The following is a 16,945-nucleotide window of genomic DNA, read 5'->3' on the forward strand; positions in this document are numbered from 1 at the left end:
AAAAGTTCAGATAAAACGACAAGAGTCGAACTTCCCAAACCTTATTTCCTCGAAGGGGAAAAAAGAAAGATGGCCAACCGAAGACCCTCCATGGACGAATATTTCTTAGAGCTGGCGAGGGTAGTGGGTCTCAGATCCACCTGTCTGAGGAGGAAATTCGGGGCCGTGATAGTGAAGGATGGGGTGGTGCTGAGCTCCGGTTACAACGGTGCTGCCAGAAAGGTTAGGGACTGTCTGGAAGTGGGTCTCTGTCTCAAGGATGTGGTGGGGGCTCCCCACGGTGAAGGATACGATGTCTGTCCCGCCGTGCATGCCGAAGCCAACGCCATCGTCAACGCCGCCAGATCTGGAGTGAGCATCCTCGGAGGAACCATGTATCTCTATGGACAGGATGCCCAAGGAAAGGTGGTTGAGGGAAAACCCTGTACCTTCTGTAGAAGGCTTCTGATAAACTCCGGCATAGAAAAAATCGTGTTCAAAAAAGAAGACGGTACGTTGGGATACTACGATGTCAAGGAATGGGTAAGGGACGAATCCTTAGACCATCAGAGAAAGATCCAGCAGTACACCGGAAAGGGATGACTTAAACGCACTTACTTTCTTCCGGATACTTGGAATAGACGTATTCCAGTAATTCCTTGAGCCCCATCCCGTTGAACTTTTTCAGCTCCTCCATCTTTTTCCTGATTTCCTCCGGAAGACCGTTGAAGAGTTCGCTAGCCATCTTCTCTCCTTCAGGGGTCAGCGAACAAAATACGGGTTCCAGCAATTCCCTCTCAACCCTTACCAAACCAGCCCTTTCCAACTCCAGCACATCGTCCGGTATCTCCTCCGAATAAGGGCCCCTGAGGTAGGGGAGGAAGCGATAGGGGAGGGAATCCACCCCAAGTTCCCTTTTCAGGAGGAAGAGGAGTTTCTGAAGTCTTACGCTCCCTTCGACCGCTCCCCCCAATGAGTAGAGGAGGGCCAGAATCCATTTTCCCCTTTCCATCACCTCCTCCCTCTCCCTCTTTCCAGGCTTGGAAACCGCCGAAACTTCCAGCTTGAGAATGGCCGCCACCCTCCTTCCCTCAGGCGTGAGCTCCAGTATCCTGCGGAAGGGCCACTCCTTCATCTCCCTTTCCCTCACCAAACCCTCCCTTATGAGCTCCTTCAAGCGCATCTCTATCGTCAGAGCGCTACCCTTAACCTCTGCCTGTAGTTCCCTAACGTGCTTGGGTCCTTTGAGCAGACTGAGGAGGATTTCCGGAGCCTTGCTTCTCCTCAATCTGTACATCCAAAAGTGTTACATTCGATGTAACGTTTATACCTTATTCTAGACTACTTTCGGCCCTGCCATATTCTACGGGTCAAGTATAACCTTTTTAAAAAATGTTACGTGTTTTAAAAACGATAACGCGGAGGGAGGTTTGGTGGGGGTTTTAATGAACGAAGCCATGAAAATCCCTTCAGGGGAACTTCCCTGGGGAGGTCTTCAAAGGCTCTCCTTATTAGACTATCCGGGGAGGGTAGCCTCCATTCTCTTCGTGAAGGGGTGCAATTTTCGATGTCCCTTCTGTTACAATCCACAGCTGGTGAGGGGGGAGGGAAGGGAAATACCCACCCAAGAGATCCTGGACTACCTGAAGAGGAGGAAGGGATGGATAGACGGGGTGGTCATCACCGGAGGAGAACCCACTCTTTACCCGGGATTGGTGGAATTCCTGAGGGAACTGAAAGATGAAGGGCTCGAGATAAAGCTCGACACCAACGGCTCCAGGCCTGATCTTCTCCGGGAGCTTCTGGGGGAAGGTTTGGTGGACTATGTGGCCATGGACATAAAGGCTCCCCTCAGGGAAGAGAGCTACAGCAAAGTGGCGGGCGTTCCCCTTCACCCAAGGGAAATCAGGGAAAGCCTTGACCTCCTCCTCTCCTCACGGATAGATTACGAGCTCAGGACTACCGTGGTTCCCACCCTGCTTGGGGAAGAGGAAATACTGGAAATAGCGGGGGAAATAAGGGGTGCCAAGAGGTATTGCCTCCAGCAGTTCAGGCGCACTCCTTTCCATCTGGATGAGCGTTTTTCCCGAGTTTCCCCTTACCCGAGGGAATTCTTGGAAAGGATCAGGGAAAAGATCTCCGGGTACTTCGGTGAGTGCCTGGTGAGAGGATGAGCCCGATTAGAACGGTGAAGAAGAGGGATGGATCGGTACAGGACTTCGATCCGAGGAGGATAGGGGAGGCGATAAGGAAGGCGGCGGAAGCGCAGGGATGGCTGGAGTTCGAGGGGGAGGCCAGGAGGCTTCAGGAAATCGTGGTCAGGAAACTGGAGGAGAAGGGGTACGGGGAGGAGAGGATCCCCTCGGTGGAGGAGATCCAGGACGAGGTGGAGGCGGTGCTGAGGGAGGAGGGATATGGGACGCTGGCGGAGAGGTACCACGAGTACAGGAGGAGGCACGACGAGCTCAGGAAGAGCAGGAGCACCCTCTTCGATGTGGGGAAGATGGTGGAGGAGTTCATAGGGGAGAGGGACTGGAGGGTGAGGGAGAACGCCAACCTAAGGCCTTCCATTTCCTCGATGATGTTCAACTCGGCCGGCGCGATCAACGCCAGGTACCTCCTGGACAAGGTCTATCCTCCCGAGGTGAGCGATGCTCACATCGACGGGGATCTCCATCTCCACGATCTGTATCAGGGAGTGTGCGGGTACTGTTTCTCCGAGGACACGAGGGTGCTGACGAGGGAGGGATTCAAGTACTTCTGGGAGGTCACGCCCGAGGACGAAATAGCGACGCTCAACCTCCGCACCGGCGAGCTGGAGTACCAGAAACCCCTGGCGAAGCAGGAATTCTATTTCGACGGTTACCTCTACCACTGGCAGAACAAAGCCGTGGACCTTCTGGTGACCCCCGAACACAGGATGCTCGTCAGGATGGCGCTCGTCAAGAAACGCGCAAAGCCCGACGGGGAGAGGCTCAGGAAGTACAGGAGGGTTTTCATGCTGAGGGATGGGGGTCTGAGTCTGAGGGGGGTCTCCGGCAGGGTTGGGATTCCGCTCGGAACCATCCAGGAATGGATCTACCACGGGAGGAAGCCGGTTTACCGGGGGCACAAGCTCAAGGTGGAACCGCAGGTCCTCATCAACGGTTGGAGGATCCTGACCGCCAAACAGCTCAGCGACCACTACTCCCTGTACGAGTTCAGGAAAGGAGGGGTGAGGTGGAGGGGCAAAGAGAGAGATTCCTTTGACTTTTTGTCGGTAAGGGTCTGGTGCGGGGAATGCGGGAGGAGGGTACCCCCGGATGCCCTGAACTGTCCGAGGTGCGGCTCCTCCTCCTTCACCAGGAAAGAGGAGGTGAAACGCGTTCCGGCGGAGGTTTTCGTCAGGTTCATGGGGTGGTACCTTGCGGAAGGCAATGTTTGTATATCGAAAAAGGGGTATAGGATAGCCATCTCACAACTCAACGGGAGGAAGCAGAAGAGGATAGCATCCATAATGCGCGAGATGGGGCTGAACCCATGCATTACCAGGTTCCATGTGTCCTCCCATGCAAGCTGGCTCTACGAGTACCTGAAGAGGCTGGGCGGGTCAAAGGAGAGGTTCATTCCGCAGGAGATCAAGGAACTTCCCCCGAACCTGCTGAGACTCTTCCTCTCCGAACTCTTCGCCGGGGACGGCGTGAAGAGAAAAGGTAAGCTGATACGATATTACACGGCGTCCAAGAAACTGGCGGAGGATGTGGTGGAGTGTCTGATAAAGGTGGGGAAATGCGGGACGATAAGGGAAGAGAAGGGCCGCTATGAAGTGACGGTGATCCACAGACAACTCACTCCAGAATTTGAAGGCAAGCCCAAGCTGGTCCGCTACCGGGGGAAGGTCTATGACCTAACCGTTCCCAACGGGACCCTCCTGGTGGAGAGGAAAGGGAAGGTGGTGTGGTCGGGAAACTGCGCGGGCCATTCGATGGAGGATATCCTGACGAAGGGGCTGGTGAGCGTGGGGAACAATCCCCATTCCCATCCCCCGAAGCACCTGGACGTGGCCCTGATGCAGGTCGTGAACTACATAGGGGTGATGACGCAGGAGTGGGCGGGGGCGCAGGCCTTCTCCTGGATAGACGTTTACCTTGCCCCCTTCATCAGGGAGGATGGTCTGAGCGACAGGCAGCTCAAACAGCTCCTCCAGATGTTCGTGTACAACCTGAACGTGACCTCCAGGTGGGGAGGGCAGTGCGTCTCCGAGGACACGGAGGTGTTGACCGAGGAGGGATGGAAGAGGTACGATGAGCTGAGCATGGAAGACAGAATAGCAACTCTTAATCCGGAAAAAAGAAGGATAGAATTCCTCAAGCTAGAAGGCATCCACGTCTACGATTACGAGGGGGAGCTGATCCTCCTCAAAAACAGGGTTACCGAGCAGCTCGTCACACCCAATCACAGAATACTCAGGAAAAAGTTCAATTCTGAGACCCTCGAATTCACCGAAGCGGAGAAACTCTTAGCCTTTGATTCTTCCCCCATCCTGCCCATAGCAGGGGAAAATGAGGGAAAGAAAGAGGTGGACGAAAATCTGCTCAGACTTTGTGCCTGGGTCATTGCGGAGGGGACTTTCTCGGATGATAGGGGGAGGATAGCCATCTATCAGTCAGAGAAACATGTCGAAAACTGCGAAAGGATAAGGGAGTGTCTTAGAGCCCTGGGGCTCGAGTGGAATGAACAAAAAAGAAAAACCGGATGGTCGAAAGCTCCTTGCATAAGATTTAGGCTGAAGGACAGGAGCTCTCGGTGGCTCAAACGGTTCCTACCCAGAAAGGAAATTCCTAGATGGATGTTCGACCTCCCGGCAAAGCAGATACGCCTCTTCCTCGAAGAGTATGCGAGGGCGGACGGTCACGTAGACAAGAACGGCAGGATCAGACTTTATACCAACGACGAAAAGTTGCTTGACGGCTTACAAGCCCTGGCTGTTCTGGCGGGTTTTGGCTGTACAGCGAAGCGCAACACCGGAGGAACAGCATGGAACGTGAACCTGGTGAGAAATTCCTTCACTCGCATAACCAAGATAGAGAAGGTGAAGTACAGGGGAAAGGTCTGGTGCCCCACCACGAAGAATGGGACCTTCGTGGCCAGGAGGAACAAAAAGGTGTTCATAACCGGGAACAGCCCCTTCAGCAATGTAACGCTGGCCTGCGGGGTTCCCGAGCCCCTGAGGGGAAAGCCGGCAGTGATAGGGGGAAGGCCGCTGGACAAAACCTATGAGGAGTATGAAGAGGAGATAGAGAGGTTCGATAGGGCCTTCCTGGAAGTCCTCCTGGAAGGGGACGCGATGGGCAAGCCTTTCACCTTCCCCATCCCGACCTTTGCCATCACAAAGGACTTCCCTTGGGAGGACGGGTTCAGCTCCCTCCTTTTCAAGGTGGCAGCGAAGTACGGCCTCCCCTACTTCCAGAACTTCGTGAGGAGCGACCTGAGCCCCTGGCAGGTGTACTCGATGTGCTGTCGGCTGAGTCTGGACCTGAGGGAGCTCCAGAGGAACGTCACGGGAGGACTCTTCGGGTCCAGTCCGAAGACGGGATCCGTGGGGGTGGTGACCATCAACCTCTCCAGGGCGGGGTACCTGGCGAAGGGGAGCGAGGACGAGCTCTTCAGGAGGCTGAAGTACCTGTGCATCCTGGCGGGGAGGGCGCTGGAGCACAAGAGAAAAATCGTGGAGAAGAACATTCAGACCGGTCTCCTCCCCTACACAAAGGAGTACTTCGGGGATCTGAAGAGGCACTTCTCGACGATAGGGGTAGTGGGGGGGCACGAGATGTGCCTGAACATGGGGATAGAAGGGGGGATCATGAGCGAAGAGGGGAGGGAGCTGTGCAGGAGGGTGCTGGAGTTCCTGAGGGAGGAGTGCAGGAGGCTCCAGGAGGAGACGGGACACCTCTACAACCTCGAGGCCACGCCGGCGGAGGGAGTCAGTTACAGGCTGGCGAGGCTGGACAGGAGGAAGTTCGGGAAGGCCATAGCGACCTCGGGGGAGAGGGAGCCCTTCTACACCAACTCCACCCAGCTTCCCGTGGATGCCGATTTCGACTTGGTGGAGGCACTGGAACACCAGGAACCCCTTCAGACCCTCTACACCGGAGGGACGGTCTTCCACATTTACCTGGGGGAGAGCTTGGAGGATGGGAGCAGCTCCAAGAACTTAATGAGGAAGATCACCTCCATGACCAGACTCCCCTACTTCACCTTCACCCCCACTTACTCCATCTGTGGAGACCACGGATACCTGAGGGGAGAACATCCCTCCTGTCCCATCTGCGGAAGGGAGACGGATGTTTATTCAAGGGTGGTGGGGTACTATCGGCCGGTCAAGAACTGGAACGCTGGAAAGCAGGAGGAATTCAGGCTGAGGAAGAAGTACGACTATGGTCCCCCCCACTGACCTCCGAGGGGGTTGAAGGCGGGAGTAGCATCCCCCTGCGAGGGGGTAAGGCTACTCCCGACCTCCCCCTCCAGGGAGGTATCCCATCCTCTTGAGCAACCCCTCCACGCCCAGCAGGGCAGGGCTGTTCCTCCGCAGGTGAAAGATGGTTAAACCTTTCCTGTCCAGTTCCTCCACCTCCGCATCCTGGGGCACAAGACCCAATACCTCCATTCCCCCGGGAAGCTCCACCCCTTCTCCCCCCACCACCTTGTTGAGGACCAGACCAGCCCTTTCATATCCCACCGCCCCCCTATCCGCCACTTCCTTGATGATCGAAGCCACCCTCAGGGACTTGGGGGAGGAATCCGAAACGAGTAGGAGATCGTTGACTTCCCTCATCACCCTCCTGTTGATCTGCTCCACTCCCGCTTCCCCATCTATTACCACCACTTCAAAACCCTTGGAAACCGAGGTGAGGACCTCCCTCAGGAATTCGTTTACCTTACAGTAACACCCTTCTTCTTCAGGTCTCCCCATGGCCAGCAGGGCAAAACCCCTTCCCTCCTCCATGATCTTCATTACCCCGTAGTCGAGGGAAAGGGCCAGCTCCTCCCTGCTCAACCCCCTCCAAGAGGAGAGCCATTCCTTCCTCAGATCTTCCACCGTTTTCCCAGTCCTCACTCCCAAGGCCTGAGAAAGGCCTGAAGACGGGTCCGCATCCACCGCCAGGATTTTCTTCCATCCCCCCTCCACCAGCAACCTCACCGAGGCTGAGGCCAAGAAGGTCTTTCCCACTCCTCCCTTTCCGCAAAAGGCCATCACCCTCGTCATCCCTTCCCCACCATCCTTTCCCTTATCGCCCTGAGCTCTTCCACGCTCCCGCAGATTTCCCTGTAGTCACACCTTTCACAGTCCAGGGAAACCTCTTCCACCATTTTGCCTATGGCCGAGGCAATCTTCCTGGCTTTCTCCCCTATCCCGAGTAGCGAACTCACCCCTTCTTCGGAGGTGGAGAAAACCACCTCCACGGAAGAAACGGGAAGGGAGCGCAGGGCCCTCCTCAGGGCCTCCCCCACCACGGAGAGGGAGAAGCCCCTCTCCACCACCTGCCTGCTCACCCTGCTCCAGACCCTCATCTGCGAGGGAAGACCCCTTATCGTGTATCCCTTGAGGACCATCCTGAAGGGCACCAAGTTCAGCTTCCGGTAGTCTTCATCCCTTATCTCCCTGGATTCCACCAAACAAAGCTGGGCAAAGGGCACTTCTCCCCTCAGCTCCGGAAGATCTTTCCCCCAAAGGCTCACCCTCCCATCCTCCACCAGTCCAGGTGTTTCGGTGAGGAGGACGGAAGAAAAGGAGGGAAGCTCGGGAGGACCCAGTTCCACCCAAGTGTCCTCCTTGAGGATCACCTCTGGACCTTCTCCCAGGAACTCCTCCGGAAGGAAAGGGGAGAGCCTCCTCACCTTTCCTTCCCCCTCAGCTTTTTCCAAGAGGCCGCGCAGGAACTTCAGGTCCTCATCGAAAAGCTTCATCCGCCTTCTCCCGTGCGAAGAGACAGGCCCCGTAGGCCCCTGCCAGGATGGGATCGAAGGGCAACCTCTTCACCTTCCTCCCCAGCTGTTCCTCTAAGGCCTCCACGAAACTCTTCAGCCTGCTCACCCCTCCCGCCACCACTATCTCCCCCCTCATCCCCACCCTCCTGACTATGGAGGAAACCCTGCCGGCAATGGCCCTCGTGACCGCAGCCAGAATGTCCTGAACTTCCTCCCCCTCGTTCAAAAGGGCTATCACCTCGCTCTCCGCAAACACCGTACACTGGGAGGTGATGGAGAGTCTTTTGGTGGAACGGGCAACCTCCTCATCCCACCTCTCGAGGCTCACCCCCAGCACCTCCCCGAGCATCTCCAAGAACCTCCCCGCCCCAGCCGCGCACCTGTCGTTCGTCCCATAATCAACTATCCTACCCCTCTCCATCACCGCCACCCTCGTGGTATTGGCCCCTACCTCCACCAACGTTCCAGTCTCCGGGAGCAAGGGGGCGCAGGCTTTGGAAAGGCAGAGGAGGATGGGCTTGACTTCCCCCACGAAATCCAAGCCCCTCACCCTCTCTCCAGTCCCCACCCAGCAGGTTACTTCTTCCCTTTTCCTTCCAGCCCTTTCCAAAACCTCCCTCAGGATCCTTTCAGCCGTTTCCTTGGCCTTTGGACCGGTTTCCAGGACGGCTTGAGCCACCATCGAACCGTTCTCCATAAGAACTGCCTTCACCCTTCCGCTACCGATATCCAGTCCACCCACCAACATCAGTTTCCCCCCACCCTCTCGCTGGCGAAGAGGGCCGCACCGAGAGCGCCCACCAGCTGGGGATCGAAATCCAGCTTGATGAGCGGGACTCCAAGCATTTCTTCCAGGTACTTCACCACGCCTATGTTCTTCGCCACGCCTCCCGAGAGGACCACCTCCCTCTCCACCCCCACCCTGGAAGCCAGTGCCTTCACCCTTGCTGCCATTGACTGGTTCACACCGGCTGCCACATCTTCGGCACTTGCCCCTTCCGCCAAGTAGGAGAGGACCTCTGACTGCGCGTAAACCGCACAAATGTTGGTGATGGGTATGGGCTCCTTGGAGGAGAGGGAAAGCCTCCCCAGGTCTTCCACTCCCACTCCGAGTGTCTTGGCCATGAGTTCCAAGAACCTTCCCGTCCCGGCGGCACACTTATCGTTCATGACGAAGTTCACCAGTCTTCCCTCCCCATCCACCCTTATCACCTTGCAGTCTTGCCCACCGATGTCTATCACCGTCCTCACGGAAGGGAGGAGCCAGTGGGCCCCCTTCCCATGACAGGAGATCTCGGAAATGTTCTCGTTGGCGAAGGGAATCCTCACCCTCCCGTAACCCGTCCCCACGCAGTATGCCACCTCCTCCCACCTTCTTCCCGCCTTCCTCAGAGCCTCTTCCATCACCTCCCTGGCCGAAAGCTCTGGTCTGGGTCTCACCCTTCTCACCTCATGGGAGAGGATGCGCCCGTTCTCCATCAAAAGGGCTTTGGCAGTAAGGGAACCCACGTCGCAGCCGGCCACCAGCATGCTAACCCAGTCCCATCGTCTCGTTGAACTCTAAAATCCTGCGTTTGATTTCAGAAACCGGACTAACCCTGAAGTCCCAGCAATCGGCCTCTATTTTCAGACAGGGAAGACCCGTCTCCTTCTGTAGCGCCCTTATAAAGGCTTGGAAACCCCCCCACACATTCTTACAGGCTGGATGACCCGCAAAAACAAAACAGTCCCCTCCCCACTGCTCCACGCACCAAAGGTAGTCCTCAAGCCACTGTTCCGGGTAATCCATGGGTCCTCTCTGTTGCCTGGTCATGGGATAATTCCAGCACCTCTGCGCCAATCCCTCGAGCATGGTATCCAAGGAGGAAGTATCGATGGGTCTCTCAGCGTGGAAGAGGGTCAGGATATCCACCACGTAGCTCATCCCATTCTCTTCCAGCCAGAACCAAAGATCCATGCTCGGAGAGTAGAAGCCCGTGTACACCCAAATCTGTCTAATGCGCTCCTCTGGTTTGGCCCCTTCCCTCCTCCTCAGCCTGTCCTTGGAGGCCTCCAACACCGTTTCGAAGAGCTTGGTCCCCTGGGGGGTTCCCACCGAGCTGAACTTCACGGCCTGCAAGAAGATGTTGAAACAGGAGTGGACGGGATTGGGGCGGGCCCTCTTCAGATCATTGATCTCCAGATAACACCTCCTGCACTTCTCGCTTTCCTCTACCACCTCCCTCAACCTCTCCTCCTCCAGCTTCCTTCCCGCGAACTCCTCCAGTTTCCTCACTTGGTGCCTGTACTCCTTTAGGTAATACCGGAAGGCCCTTTCTCCATGATAGGTAGGGCAGTCTATTCCCAGATAGGGAACACCCAACCTAACAGCCATGTATTCGTAGAGCTTGGAATTGGCATCACAGCTTCCCGGGGCAGCGGTGACCACTAGGTCCGGGCGGAGACCGAGGCCCTTCAGGATGGCCCCACAGGCTGCCCTCTGCGAGGTGCACATGGTCTCGAGCAATCCCTCCTCCACACTCCAGTCGAAGTACACGTGCGGATCTTCCAAGAAGATGGTGGCAAAGGAGGTGAGCACCTCCGGCACCAGTGGGACTAGGTCCAGTGCGTATAGAACTTCGGGAGCGGTGTTGAAGCTGGAGAGCACCACCTTCTTCCCCTCCTCCTTCGCTCCCCTCACCATCCCCAAGTACCAGCCGGCCCACCTGGATACCTCCATGGCCACCCTCCGGATGGCAGGATCGGAGAGGAAGAGGTGTCTCAGGACCTCGGCCTGGGAGGGAACGGCCGCTACCAGGTCTTCCAGCTCCCTCTCCGTCACATCCTCTGGGATGGAGGAAGCTAGGGAAAGAAGGGTAAAGAGTCTCTCCTCGAGCGGCAGCTGCCTAGCCTCTTCCAACCCTCTCACCCTTCTCGGCGAGCTTCCTTATTTCCCTCTCCTCCAGCCTTGGGCGGAGGTAGACCGCATATCCCCCCTGGGTCCTCTCCACCATCACCTTCCACCCTCCCCTCTCCCCCTCCTCCCTCTCCGACTGGCCCTTCACCACCCGATGCAGCATCTCCTCCATCCCCTCCAAGAGTTCCTTGGGAAGCCTGGGCCTGAAATCGGGACAGAGTCTCAGGCTGGCGGGGTTCTCCTCGGCCCCCTTCAGCTGGCAACTTATCCTCTCCCACCCTTCCCATCTCGCCCAGAAACAGTCCTCGCATCTCACGGGACTCATTTTCCCAGCCTCTCCAAGAAGGCCTGGACCCTAGTCCTGATCCTTCCCACCTCCGCCAGCGGGCCGTACTGCCTCTCCAAGAGCAGGGTGGGCACTCCCTCTTCCTCCAGCCTCCTGGCGAAGAGGGTGTTGTCCCCTCCGTGCGTGTCGCAGAACTTCATGTGTTCCAGGATCACCCCTTCCACTCTCCATTCCTTGATCAACCTCCTCAAAAAGCTGAGCTTCCTTTCGAATTCCCCGTAGGTCCTGGCACAGGGCATGTGATAGTAGTACCTCCTGACCAAAGCCTCGAAGGGATCACCCCTTTCCTCCACCAGATCCACGATGGACCTCATGCCAAAGCAGAGGGAGTCCGTGACCACCAGACCTCCCTGCCCCTCTATCACCCTCACCAGCTCCGGATCATCGTTCACACTCCCCACGAGCATAAGTCTGGCTCCCGAATGCTCCTTTCCCCTTTCCTCTATTTCTTCAAGGGCTTCCTCCAGCAGACGGTTGTAAACCTCCCTCCTCATAGCCGTGCTCGCCACATGAATGGCTAAGGCCTCCTGCCCGGAAATGAGGGGCTTCTCCTTCTTTCTCTTCTCGTTCAGCTCCAGCAAGAGCCTCCTCCCCCTGTTGTACTCCCTTACGGCCTCCTCCAGCCTCTCCCCCTCGAGCTTCGTCCCGAAGTGTCTCTCCATGGCACCCAAAAGGGAGGAGATCTCCTCCCGGTAGAACTCCAGCCCATGCTCCGTGAGGGTGTGGGGAATCCCGAAGTAGTAGAAGAAGGGAGGGAGATTCCCTGCGGCCTTCCAGCAGTCGTACATCCTCCTCATGTGGTCACAGGTGCGGGAAATCACGGCCCCGTCCAGAAAGCCGTACCTCCCCTCCAGCACCAGCTGCAGGCAGCAACGTGTGTAGCTACAGTTGACGGGACCGTACCAGGCATCAGCCAGGTGGGTCCCGGAGCATCCCGTCCCCCTTATCCTGAAGGGAAGCATGCCCAGAGCATGGACTAGTTCCTCCGGGAAGTAGCTGCAGGTATAGCCTATGACCCTTCCTCCCTCCCTTTTCCACCCCTCCACATGGGGATTGGAAATTCCAGAAGAGACCTGCACCAGAGTTTCGAAACTCCTCACTGAAAAAGGTTGGGCCACAAACTTAAGTTTTTTTGGTGAGGGGGAAAAGAAGAAAGATGGGGGACAAAAAAGTGGTGGTCCTGGGCGGCGGTGGGGTGGTAGGGAGAACCGCCGTGAAGGACCTGGCCAAGAGCGGGACCTTCTCCGAGGTGGTGGTGGCCGACAAGGAGGTGGAAAAGGCCAGAAGATACCTGGAGGGAATCCCGCACCTCTCCTTCGTGAAAACGGACATCACGGAGCTTGCCACCCTCCGGGAGGTGATAAAGGAAGCGGATGTGGTGCTCAACACCGTGGGACCCTTCTACAAGTTCGGCCCCCTCCTCACCAGGGAAGCCATCCGAGCGGGGGTGAACTACGTGGATATCTGTGACGACTACGAAGCCACACTGGAGCAGCTGGAGATGGACGAAGAAGCCAGGAAGAAAGGGGTGACCGTCCTCACGGGGATGGGTTCTTCGCCCGGCGTGTCCAACGTGGTGGCCAAGTTCTGCTGCCAGCTCTTGGACCAGCCGGAGGAGATCCACATCTACCACATCCACGGGGGGGAGCCCGATGAAGGTCCCGCGGTGATCTACCACCGCATCCACTACATGGTGGGAAAGATTCCCATGCTCAGGGAAGGAAAAATGGTGTATTTCGGGTTCTTCAGCGAAGAAGGGGAGAAGGAAATAGAGGAAGTGGACTTTTACGATCCCATCGGGGTGGTGAAGGTTTATCCCTATCCCCATCCAGAAACCATCACCCTTCCCCGCCATATCCCAGGCCTAAAAAAGGTGACCAACAAGGGAGCCGTCCTCCCCCTGGAATATTACGAGCTGCTACGAAACGCCGTGAGGATGGGATTGGCCGAGGAAAAACCGTTGAAGGTGGGGGAAGCTTTGGTGGCCCCCATCGATTTCCTAGTTTCCTTCATCCTCTCCAAGAGGAAGGAATATGCAAGCAGGCTGCCCGAACCCGTGGGCTGTCTGAAGATAGTGGTGAGGGGGAAGAAGGAGGGGAAGAGGATGGAGTATAGGTTCGCCACGCCTTCGAGGGGGGCAGGGATGGGGGAAGGAACGGCCATCCCCGCCTCGGTGGGCACGCAGATGGTGGCCAGGGGAGAGATCGAGGAAAAGGGAGTTCTTCCCCCGGAGGCCTGCGTGGATCCCATGAGATTCTTCGAGGCGGTGAGGAGCAGGGAGGGAATGGGAGGGGTAAGGATCATCTTCGAGGGCGTTGACGAGGAAGGAAGAGTGACCAGCATACCCCTCTAACAAGCCTTTTTTCCCCCAAAGAGCACCTCTTTTGAATGTTCAAATGGAGGGAAAGGGAATACGAGGAACTGGAGGCCCAGCCCGAAGCCCTCCCTGAAGGGGTAGACCCGGAAGAATATGTCATTGCCACCTACTTCCTCTCCCTACCCTCTGCCCTGGATCCCTGGGAAGTGGCCAGGGCCCTAGCCATAGAACAGAGCACCGGCACCTGGGTACCCGTTCCCGGGGAAACCCCGGAGGTGAGGAAGAAGCATGTGGCGAAGGTAGTCGGAGTATACGAAACTCCCTTCCCGGAAGTGCTGGCCCCCACAGAGACCAAAGAAAGGAATTACATCGTGCAAATCGCCTTTCCACAGGTAAATTTTGGAAAGCAGATCCCCATGCTCCTTTCAACCGTGGCTGGAAACCTCATGTGCTGGGAGAAGATCAAGCTCCTCGACCTCCGTTTTCCCAAGAGCTTCGTGGAGGGTTTCAAGGGGCCCAAGTTCGGGATAGAGGGAATAAGGAAGCTTCTGGGGGTAAAGGAGAGGCCCCTGATCAACAACATGATCAAACCCTGCACGGGCTTCACCCCTGAGGTGGGCGCCAGGCTGGCCTACGAGGCCGCGGTGGGAGGGGTGGACATGATCAAGGATGATGAACTGCTGGGCAATCCCTCCTTCAACCCCATCGAAGAAAGGGTCCCGAAGTACATGGAGGCCCTGGAAAGGGCCGACAGGGAGAAGGGGGAGAAGACCCTCTATACCGTCAACATCACGGATGAAGCCTCCAAGGTGCTGGAGAACGCCGACAGGGCCCTGGAGCTCGGAGCCAACGCCCTTATGATCAATTACCTCACCGCCGGAATCTCCCTCCTCAGGGAGCTGGCCGAAGATCCCAGCATCAACGTCCCCATCCTGGCCCACATGGACTTTTCTGGTACCATGTACGTCTCCCCCTACTCGGGTCTCTCCTCCTCCCTCCTGCTCGGGAAACTCCCCAGGCTGGCGGGAGCCGACATAGTGGTCTATCCCGCCCCCTACGGGAAGGCCCCCTTCATGAAGGAGAGATACGTGAGGGTGGCCCATCACCTGACCTTCCCCTTCTACCACCTCCGTCCCACCTTTCCCATGCCGAGCGGTGGGATCACCCCCTCCATGGTTCCCGAAGTGGTGAGTGACCTGGGAAGGGATGTGGTGATAGGAACGGGGGGTGGGATCCACGCCCATCCGATGGGACCCAGGGCGGGAGCTAGGGCCTTCAGACTCGCGGTGGAAGCGGTGATGAAGGGGATAAGCCTGCAGGAGATGGCCAAAGAACATGAGGAACTCAGGATAGCCCTCCAGATGGGTTAGGGGATTCTTTGGGATACATCCTAGCACACGATCTCGGGACGGAACTGAACAAGGCCGCCTTGGTGGATGAGGAGGGGAGGATAACGGTCTACTGTACCCAAGAATACTCCGTTTCCTACCCCAGACCCGGATGGGCGGAGCAGGATCCGGAAGTCTGGTGGAAGGCCGTCAGGGAAACCACGAGGAGGGTTCTGGAGCTCGCCGGAATAAAACCTGAAGAAGTGGAGGCCCTGGTCTTCGACAGCATGATGTACACGCTGGTGGCGGTGGATGAGGAGGGCAGACCCCTAAGACCCGCCATCCTCTGGATGGACACTAGGGCCAAGGCCCAGGCCGAGGAGCTGATGGGAAGATTGGATCTGCTCGGCATGCTGGAGAGGGGTGTGATCCCCCCCACTTCCGCCAAAGACATCACACCTAAGATTCTTTGGATAAAGCAGGAGGAACCCGAGATCTTCGAAAGGGCCCGTTTCATAGACAGCAAGGACTACCTGGTACACAAGTGCGTGGGTGAGTTCTACACCGACTGGAGCTGTGCCAGCCTCTTCTGCCTTTTCAACTTCAGGGAGAAGGAATGGGAAAAGGAGCTGGTGGAGGAAATGGGCCTCTCGGTGGAGAGGCTCTCCAAACCGGTGAGGAGCACGGAGGTGGTGGGGAACCTCACGGAGAGGGCCTCCAGGGAGTTGGGATTGCCGAGGAAGGTGGAGGTGGTGTGCGGATCCGGGGATGCCACCGCCGTGGCGGTGGGGGCGGGAGGTCCCCATCTCTACATCGGCACCTCCGCCTGGATAGGGGCCCACGTGGAGGAGCCCCTCTTCGACCTCACGGGAGTGGGAAGCATCTGCTCCGCAGATCCCTCAAAGTTTTTCCTCATAGGGGAAATGGAGAATGCCGGGGCCTGTCTCAAGTGGTTCAGGGAAAACCTAGCCAAGGAGGAAAGGGAAAGGGCGGAAAGGGAGGGAAAGGGTCCCTACCAGCTCTTGGATGAGCTCGCAGCAAGGGTGGAGGCGGGATCCGAGAAGCTCCTCTTCCTTCCTTGGATGATGGGGGAGAGATGTCCCTTCACGCAATCCACCGCAAGGGGGGCCTTCCTCAACCTCACCTTCGGGCATACCAAAGGGCACCTGATAAGGGCGATCATGGAAGGAGTGGCCTACCACATGAGGTGGATCCTGGAGGTGGTGGAGGGGATGGGTCTCTCCCTTCCCTCCCTCAGGGCCTGCGGCGGGGGGGCCAAGAGTGAGGTCTGGCTCCAGATCTTCGCCGATGTGATGGGAAAGAGGGTGGAAAGGATTTCCTTCCCCCACCACGTGGGCTCCGTAGGGGCTGCCACGATAGCCAGGGTAGGACTGGGGAAGACGGATTTCCCCTCCGCCGAAAAATCCGTGAAGGTGGAAAGGGAGTTCCTCCCCTCCGAAGAAAAAAGGGAAATCTACGACAGGATGTACGAGGAGTTCAAAGGGATGCAGGGAAGACTCTCGGAAGTCTTCGAACGTCTCAACACCTAGATATCCACCACCGCCTGAACCACCACCCTATCCCCTTCTTTCCTTATCTCCATGAGGTGGTAGGTCATGGCCTTCACCGCCGTCCTTTCCTCGTGTTTGCTGGGATCGAATCTTTCCCCCCAGGCCCTTCCCCTCAACCTCCATCTTTCCCCTTCCTCCCTCACCTCCACCTCGAAACGCGAGAGGAGGAGACCCTCCGCATCCCTGAAATAGAGGAGCCTATCGAGCCAGTCGTAAAGGAGGGCCTGTTCGTCCTCGGCCTCCAGTTCCACCTCCACCTCCTCCCTGGGTTCCACCTTGCCCGTATCCGTCATGATCTCGAAGAGGGCAAGGGCAGCGTTTTCGAAGGCCTCTCCCAGGTCCTTTCCATAGGCCCTGAAGCCTATGTCCGAGGGATGCTCCACCCACTCGAACTTCATCCTTGCACTTCGGAAAGAGAAGGTAAAGGGTCATCGGTAGCTTTTTTCCTCCCATCCAGCCTCTCGTCCAGACTCCCTTCCAGAACCCTCGGGACACGGAGGGTAAGGCCCAGCAGCAAACCCGGGGCTAGCGCACAAGCAA

General features: G+C 57.2%; 15 protein-coding genes. 6 read left to right on the forward strand and 9 right to left on the reverse strand.

Annotated elements, in window-relative coordinates:
• Positions 1-69 precede the first annotated feature (69 nt).
• On the forward strand, positions 70-582 hold the full coding sequence (locus tag QXG22_02580; protein ID MEM0358883.1) for a dCMP deaminase family protein: 513 nt from the start codon (positions 70-72) through the stop codon (positions 580-582).
• 1 nt (position 583) lies between these two features.
• Here the strand turns inward: QXG22_02580 and QXG22_02585 are convergent, their stop codons facing one another.
• Entirely contained in the window at positions 584-1,276 is a 693-nt protein-coding gene (locus tag QXG22_02585) for a winged helix-turn-helix transcriptional regulator (GenBank protein MEM0358884.1), read from the reverse strand.
• Positions 1,277-1,412: 136 nt separating this feature from the next.
• Between QXG22_02585 and QXG22_02590 the strand changes: the two genes are divergently transcribed.
• Positions 1,413-2,153 carry an anaerobic ribonucleoside-triphosphate reductase activating protein gene (locus tag QXG22_02590; protein ID MEM0358885.1) on the forward strand — a complete coding sequence of 247 codons (741 nt, stop codon included), beginning with the start codon at positions 1,413-1,415 and terminating at the stop codon, positions 2,151-2,153.
• Positions 2,150-6,412 (forward strand): ribonucleoside triphosphate reductase, encoded by a 4,263-nt coding sequence (locus QXG22_02595; protein MEM0358886.1) that lies wholly within the window; start codon positions 2,150-2,152, stop codon positions 6,410-6,412. The genes QXG22_02590 and QXG22_02595 overlap by 4 nt, the downstream gene beginning before the upstream one ends.
• 51 nt (positions 6,413-6,463) lie before the next feature.
• On the opposite strand, the gene QXG22_02600 is transcribed toward QXG22_02595, so the two are convergent.
• The 7 genes from QXG22_02600 to QXG22_02630 are packed head-to-tail and all read right to left on the reverse strand — an operon-like array spanning position 6,464 to position 12,268.
• Entirely contained in the window at positions 6,464-7,225 is a 762-nt protein-coding gene (locus QXG22_02600; protein MEM0358887.1) for an AAA family ATPase, read from the reverse strand.
• Positions 7,222-7,926, reverse strand: coding sequence for a hypothetical protein (locus tag QXG22_02605; GenBank protein MEM0358888.1), 705 nt, complete (start codon positions 7,924-7,926; stop codon positions 7,222-7,224). The genes QXG22_02600 and QXG22_02605 overlap by 4 nt, the downstream gene beginning before the upstream one ends.
• Entirely contained in the window at positions 7,910-8,689 is a 780-nt protein-coding gene (locus QXG22_02610; GenBank protein MEM0358889.1) for an acyl-CoA dehydratase activase, read from the reverse strand. Before QXG22_02610 ends, QXG22_02605 begins: the two co-directional genes overlap by 17 nt.
• A 5-nt stretch (positions 8,690-8,694) precedes the next feature.
• Positions 8,695-9,477, reverse strand: a complete 783-nt coding sequence (locus QXG22_02615; protein ID MEM0358890.1) for an acyl-CoA dehydratase activase — start codon at positions 9,475-9,477, stop codon at positions 8,695-8,697.
• Between the two features lies 1 nt (position 9,478).
• On the reverse strand, positions 9,479-10,855 hold the full coding sequence (locus tag QXG22_02620; GenBank protein ID MEM0358891.1) for a 2-hydroxyacyl-CoA dehydratase family protein: 1,377 nt from the start codon (positions 10,853-10,855) through the stop codon (positions 9,479-9,481).
• Positions 10,833-11,168, reverse strand: coding sequence for a hypothetical protein (locus QXG22_02625; GenBank protein ID MEM0358892.1), 336 nt, complete (start codon positions 11,166-11,168; stop codon positions 10,833-10,835). Before QXG22_02625 ends, QXG22_02620 begins: the two co-directional genes overlap by 23 nt.
• Complete coding sequence (locus QXG22_02630) at positions 11,165-12,268, reverse strand: 2-hydroxyacyl-CoA dehydratase family protein (protein MEM0358893.1); 1,104 nt, start codon at positions 12,266-12,268, stop codon at positions 11,165-11,167. The genes QXG22_02625 and QXG22_02630 overlap by 4 nt, the downstream gene beginning before the upstream one ends.
• A 77-nt stretch (positions 12,269-12,345) precedes the next feature.
• Between QXG22_02630 and QXG22_02635 the strand changes: the two genes are divergently transcribed.
• From QXG22_02635 to QXG22_02645, 3 genes are read left to right on the forward strand one after another with little or no spacing between them, the layout of a single operon-like run.
• On the forward strand, positions 12,346-13,542 hold the full coding sequence (locus QXG22_02635) for a saccharopine dehydrogenase NADP-binding domain-containing protein (protein MEM0358894.1): 1,197 nt from the start codon (positions 12,346-12,348) through the stop codon (positions 13,540-13,542).
• Between the two features lie 35 nt (positions 13,543-13,577).
• Positions 13,578-14,876 (forward strand): RuBisCO large subunit C-terminal-like domain-containing protein, encoded by a 1,299-nt coding sequence (locus tag QXG22_02640; protein ID MEM0358895.1) that lies wholly within the window; start codon positions 13,578-13,580, stop codon positions 14,874-14,876.
• Between the two features lie 8 nt (positions 14,877-14,884).
• Complete coding sequence (locus tag QXG22_02645) at positions 14,885-16,384, forward strand: FGGY-family carbohydrate kinase (GenBank protein MEM0358896.1); 1,500 nt, start codon at positions 14,885-14,887, stop codon at positions 16,382-16,384.
• On the opposite strand, the gene QXG22_02650 is transcribed toward QXG22_02645, so the two are convergent.
• On the reverse strand, positions 16,381-16,803 hold the full coding sequence (locus QXG22_02650) for an archease (protein ID MEM0358897.1): 423 nt from the start codon (positions 16,801-16,803) through the stop codon (positions 16,381-16,383). The two genes, QXG22_02645 and QXG22_02650, sit on opposite strands and share 4 nt — an antisense overlap.
• Positions 16,804-16,945: the final 142 nt, after the last annotated feature.

The sequence above is a fragment of the Candidatus Hadarchaeales archaeon genome, from assembly GCA_038736355.1.
In the GTDB taxonomy this organism is placed as follows: domain Archaea; phylum Hadarchaeota; class Hadarchaeia; order Hadarchaeales; family WYZ-LMO6; genus WYZ-LMO6.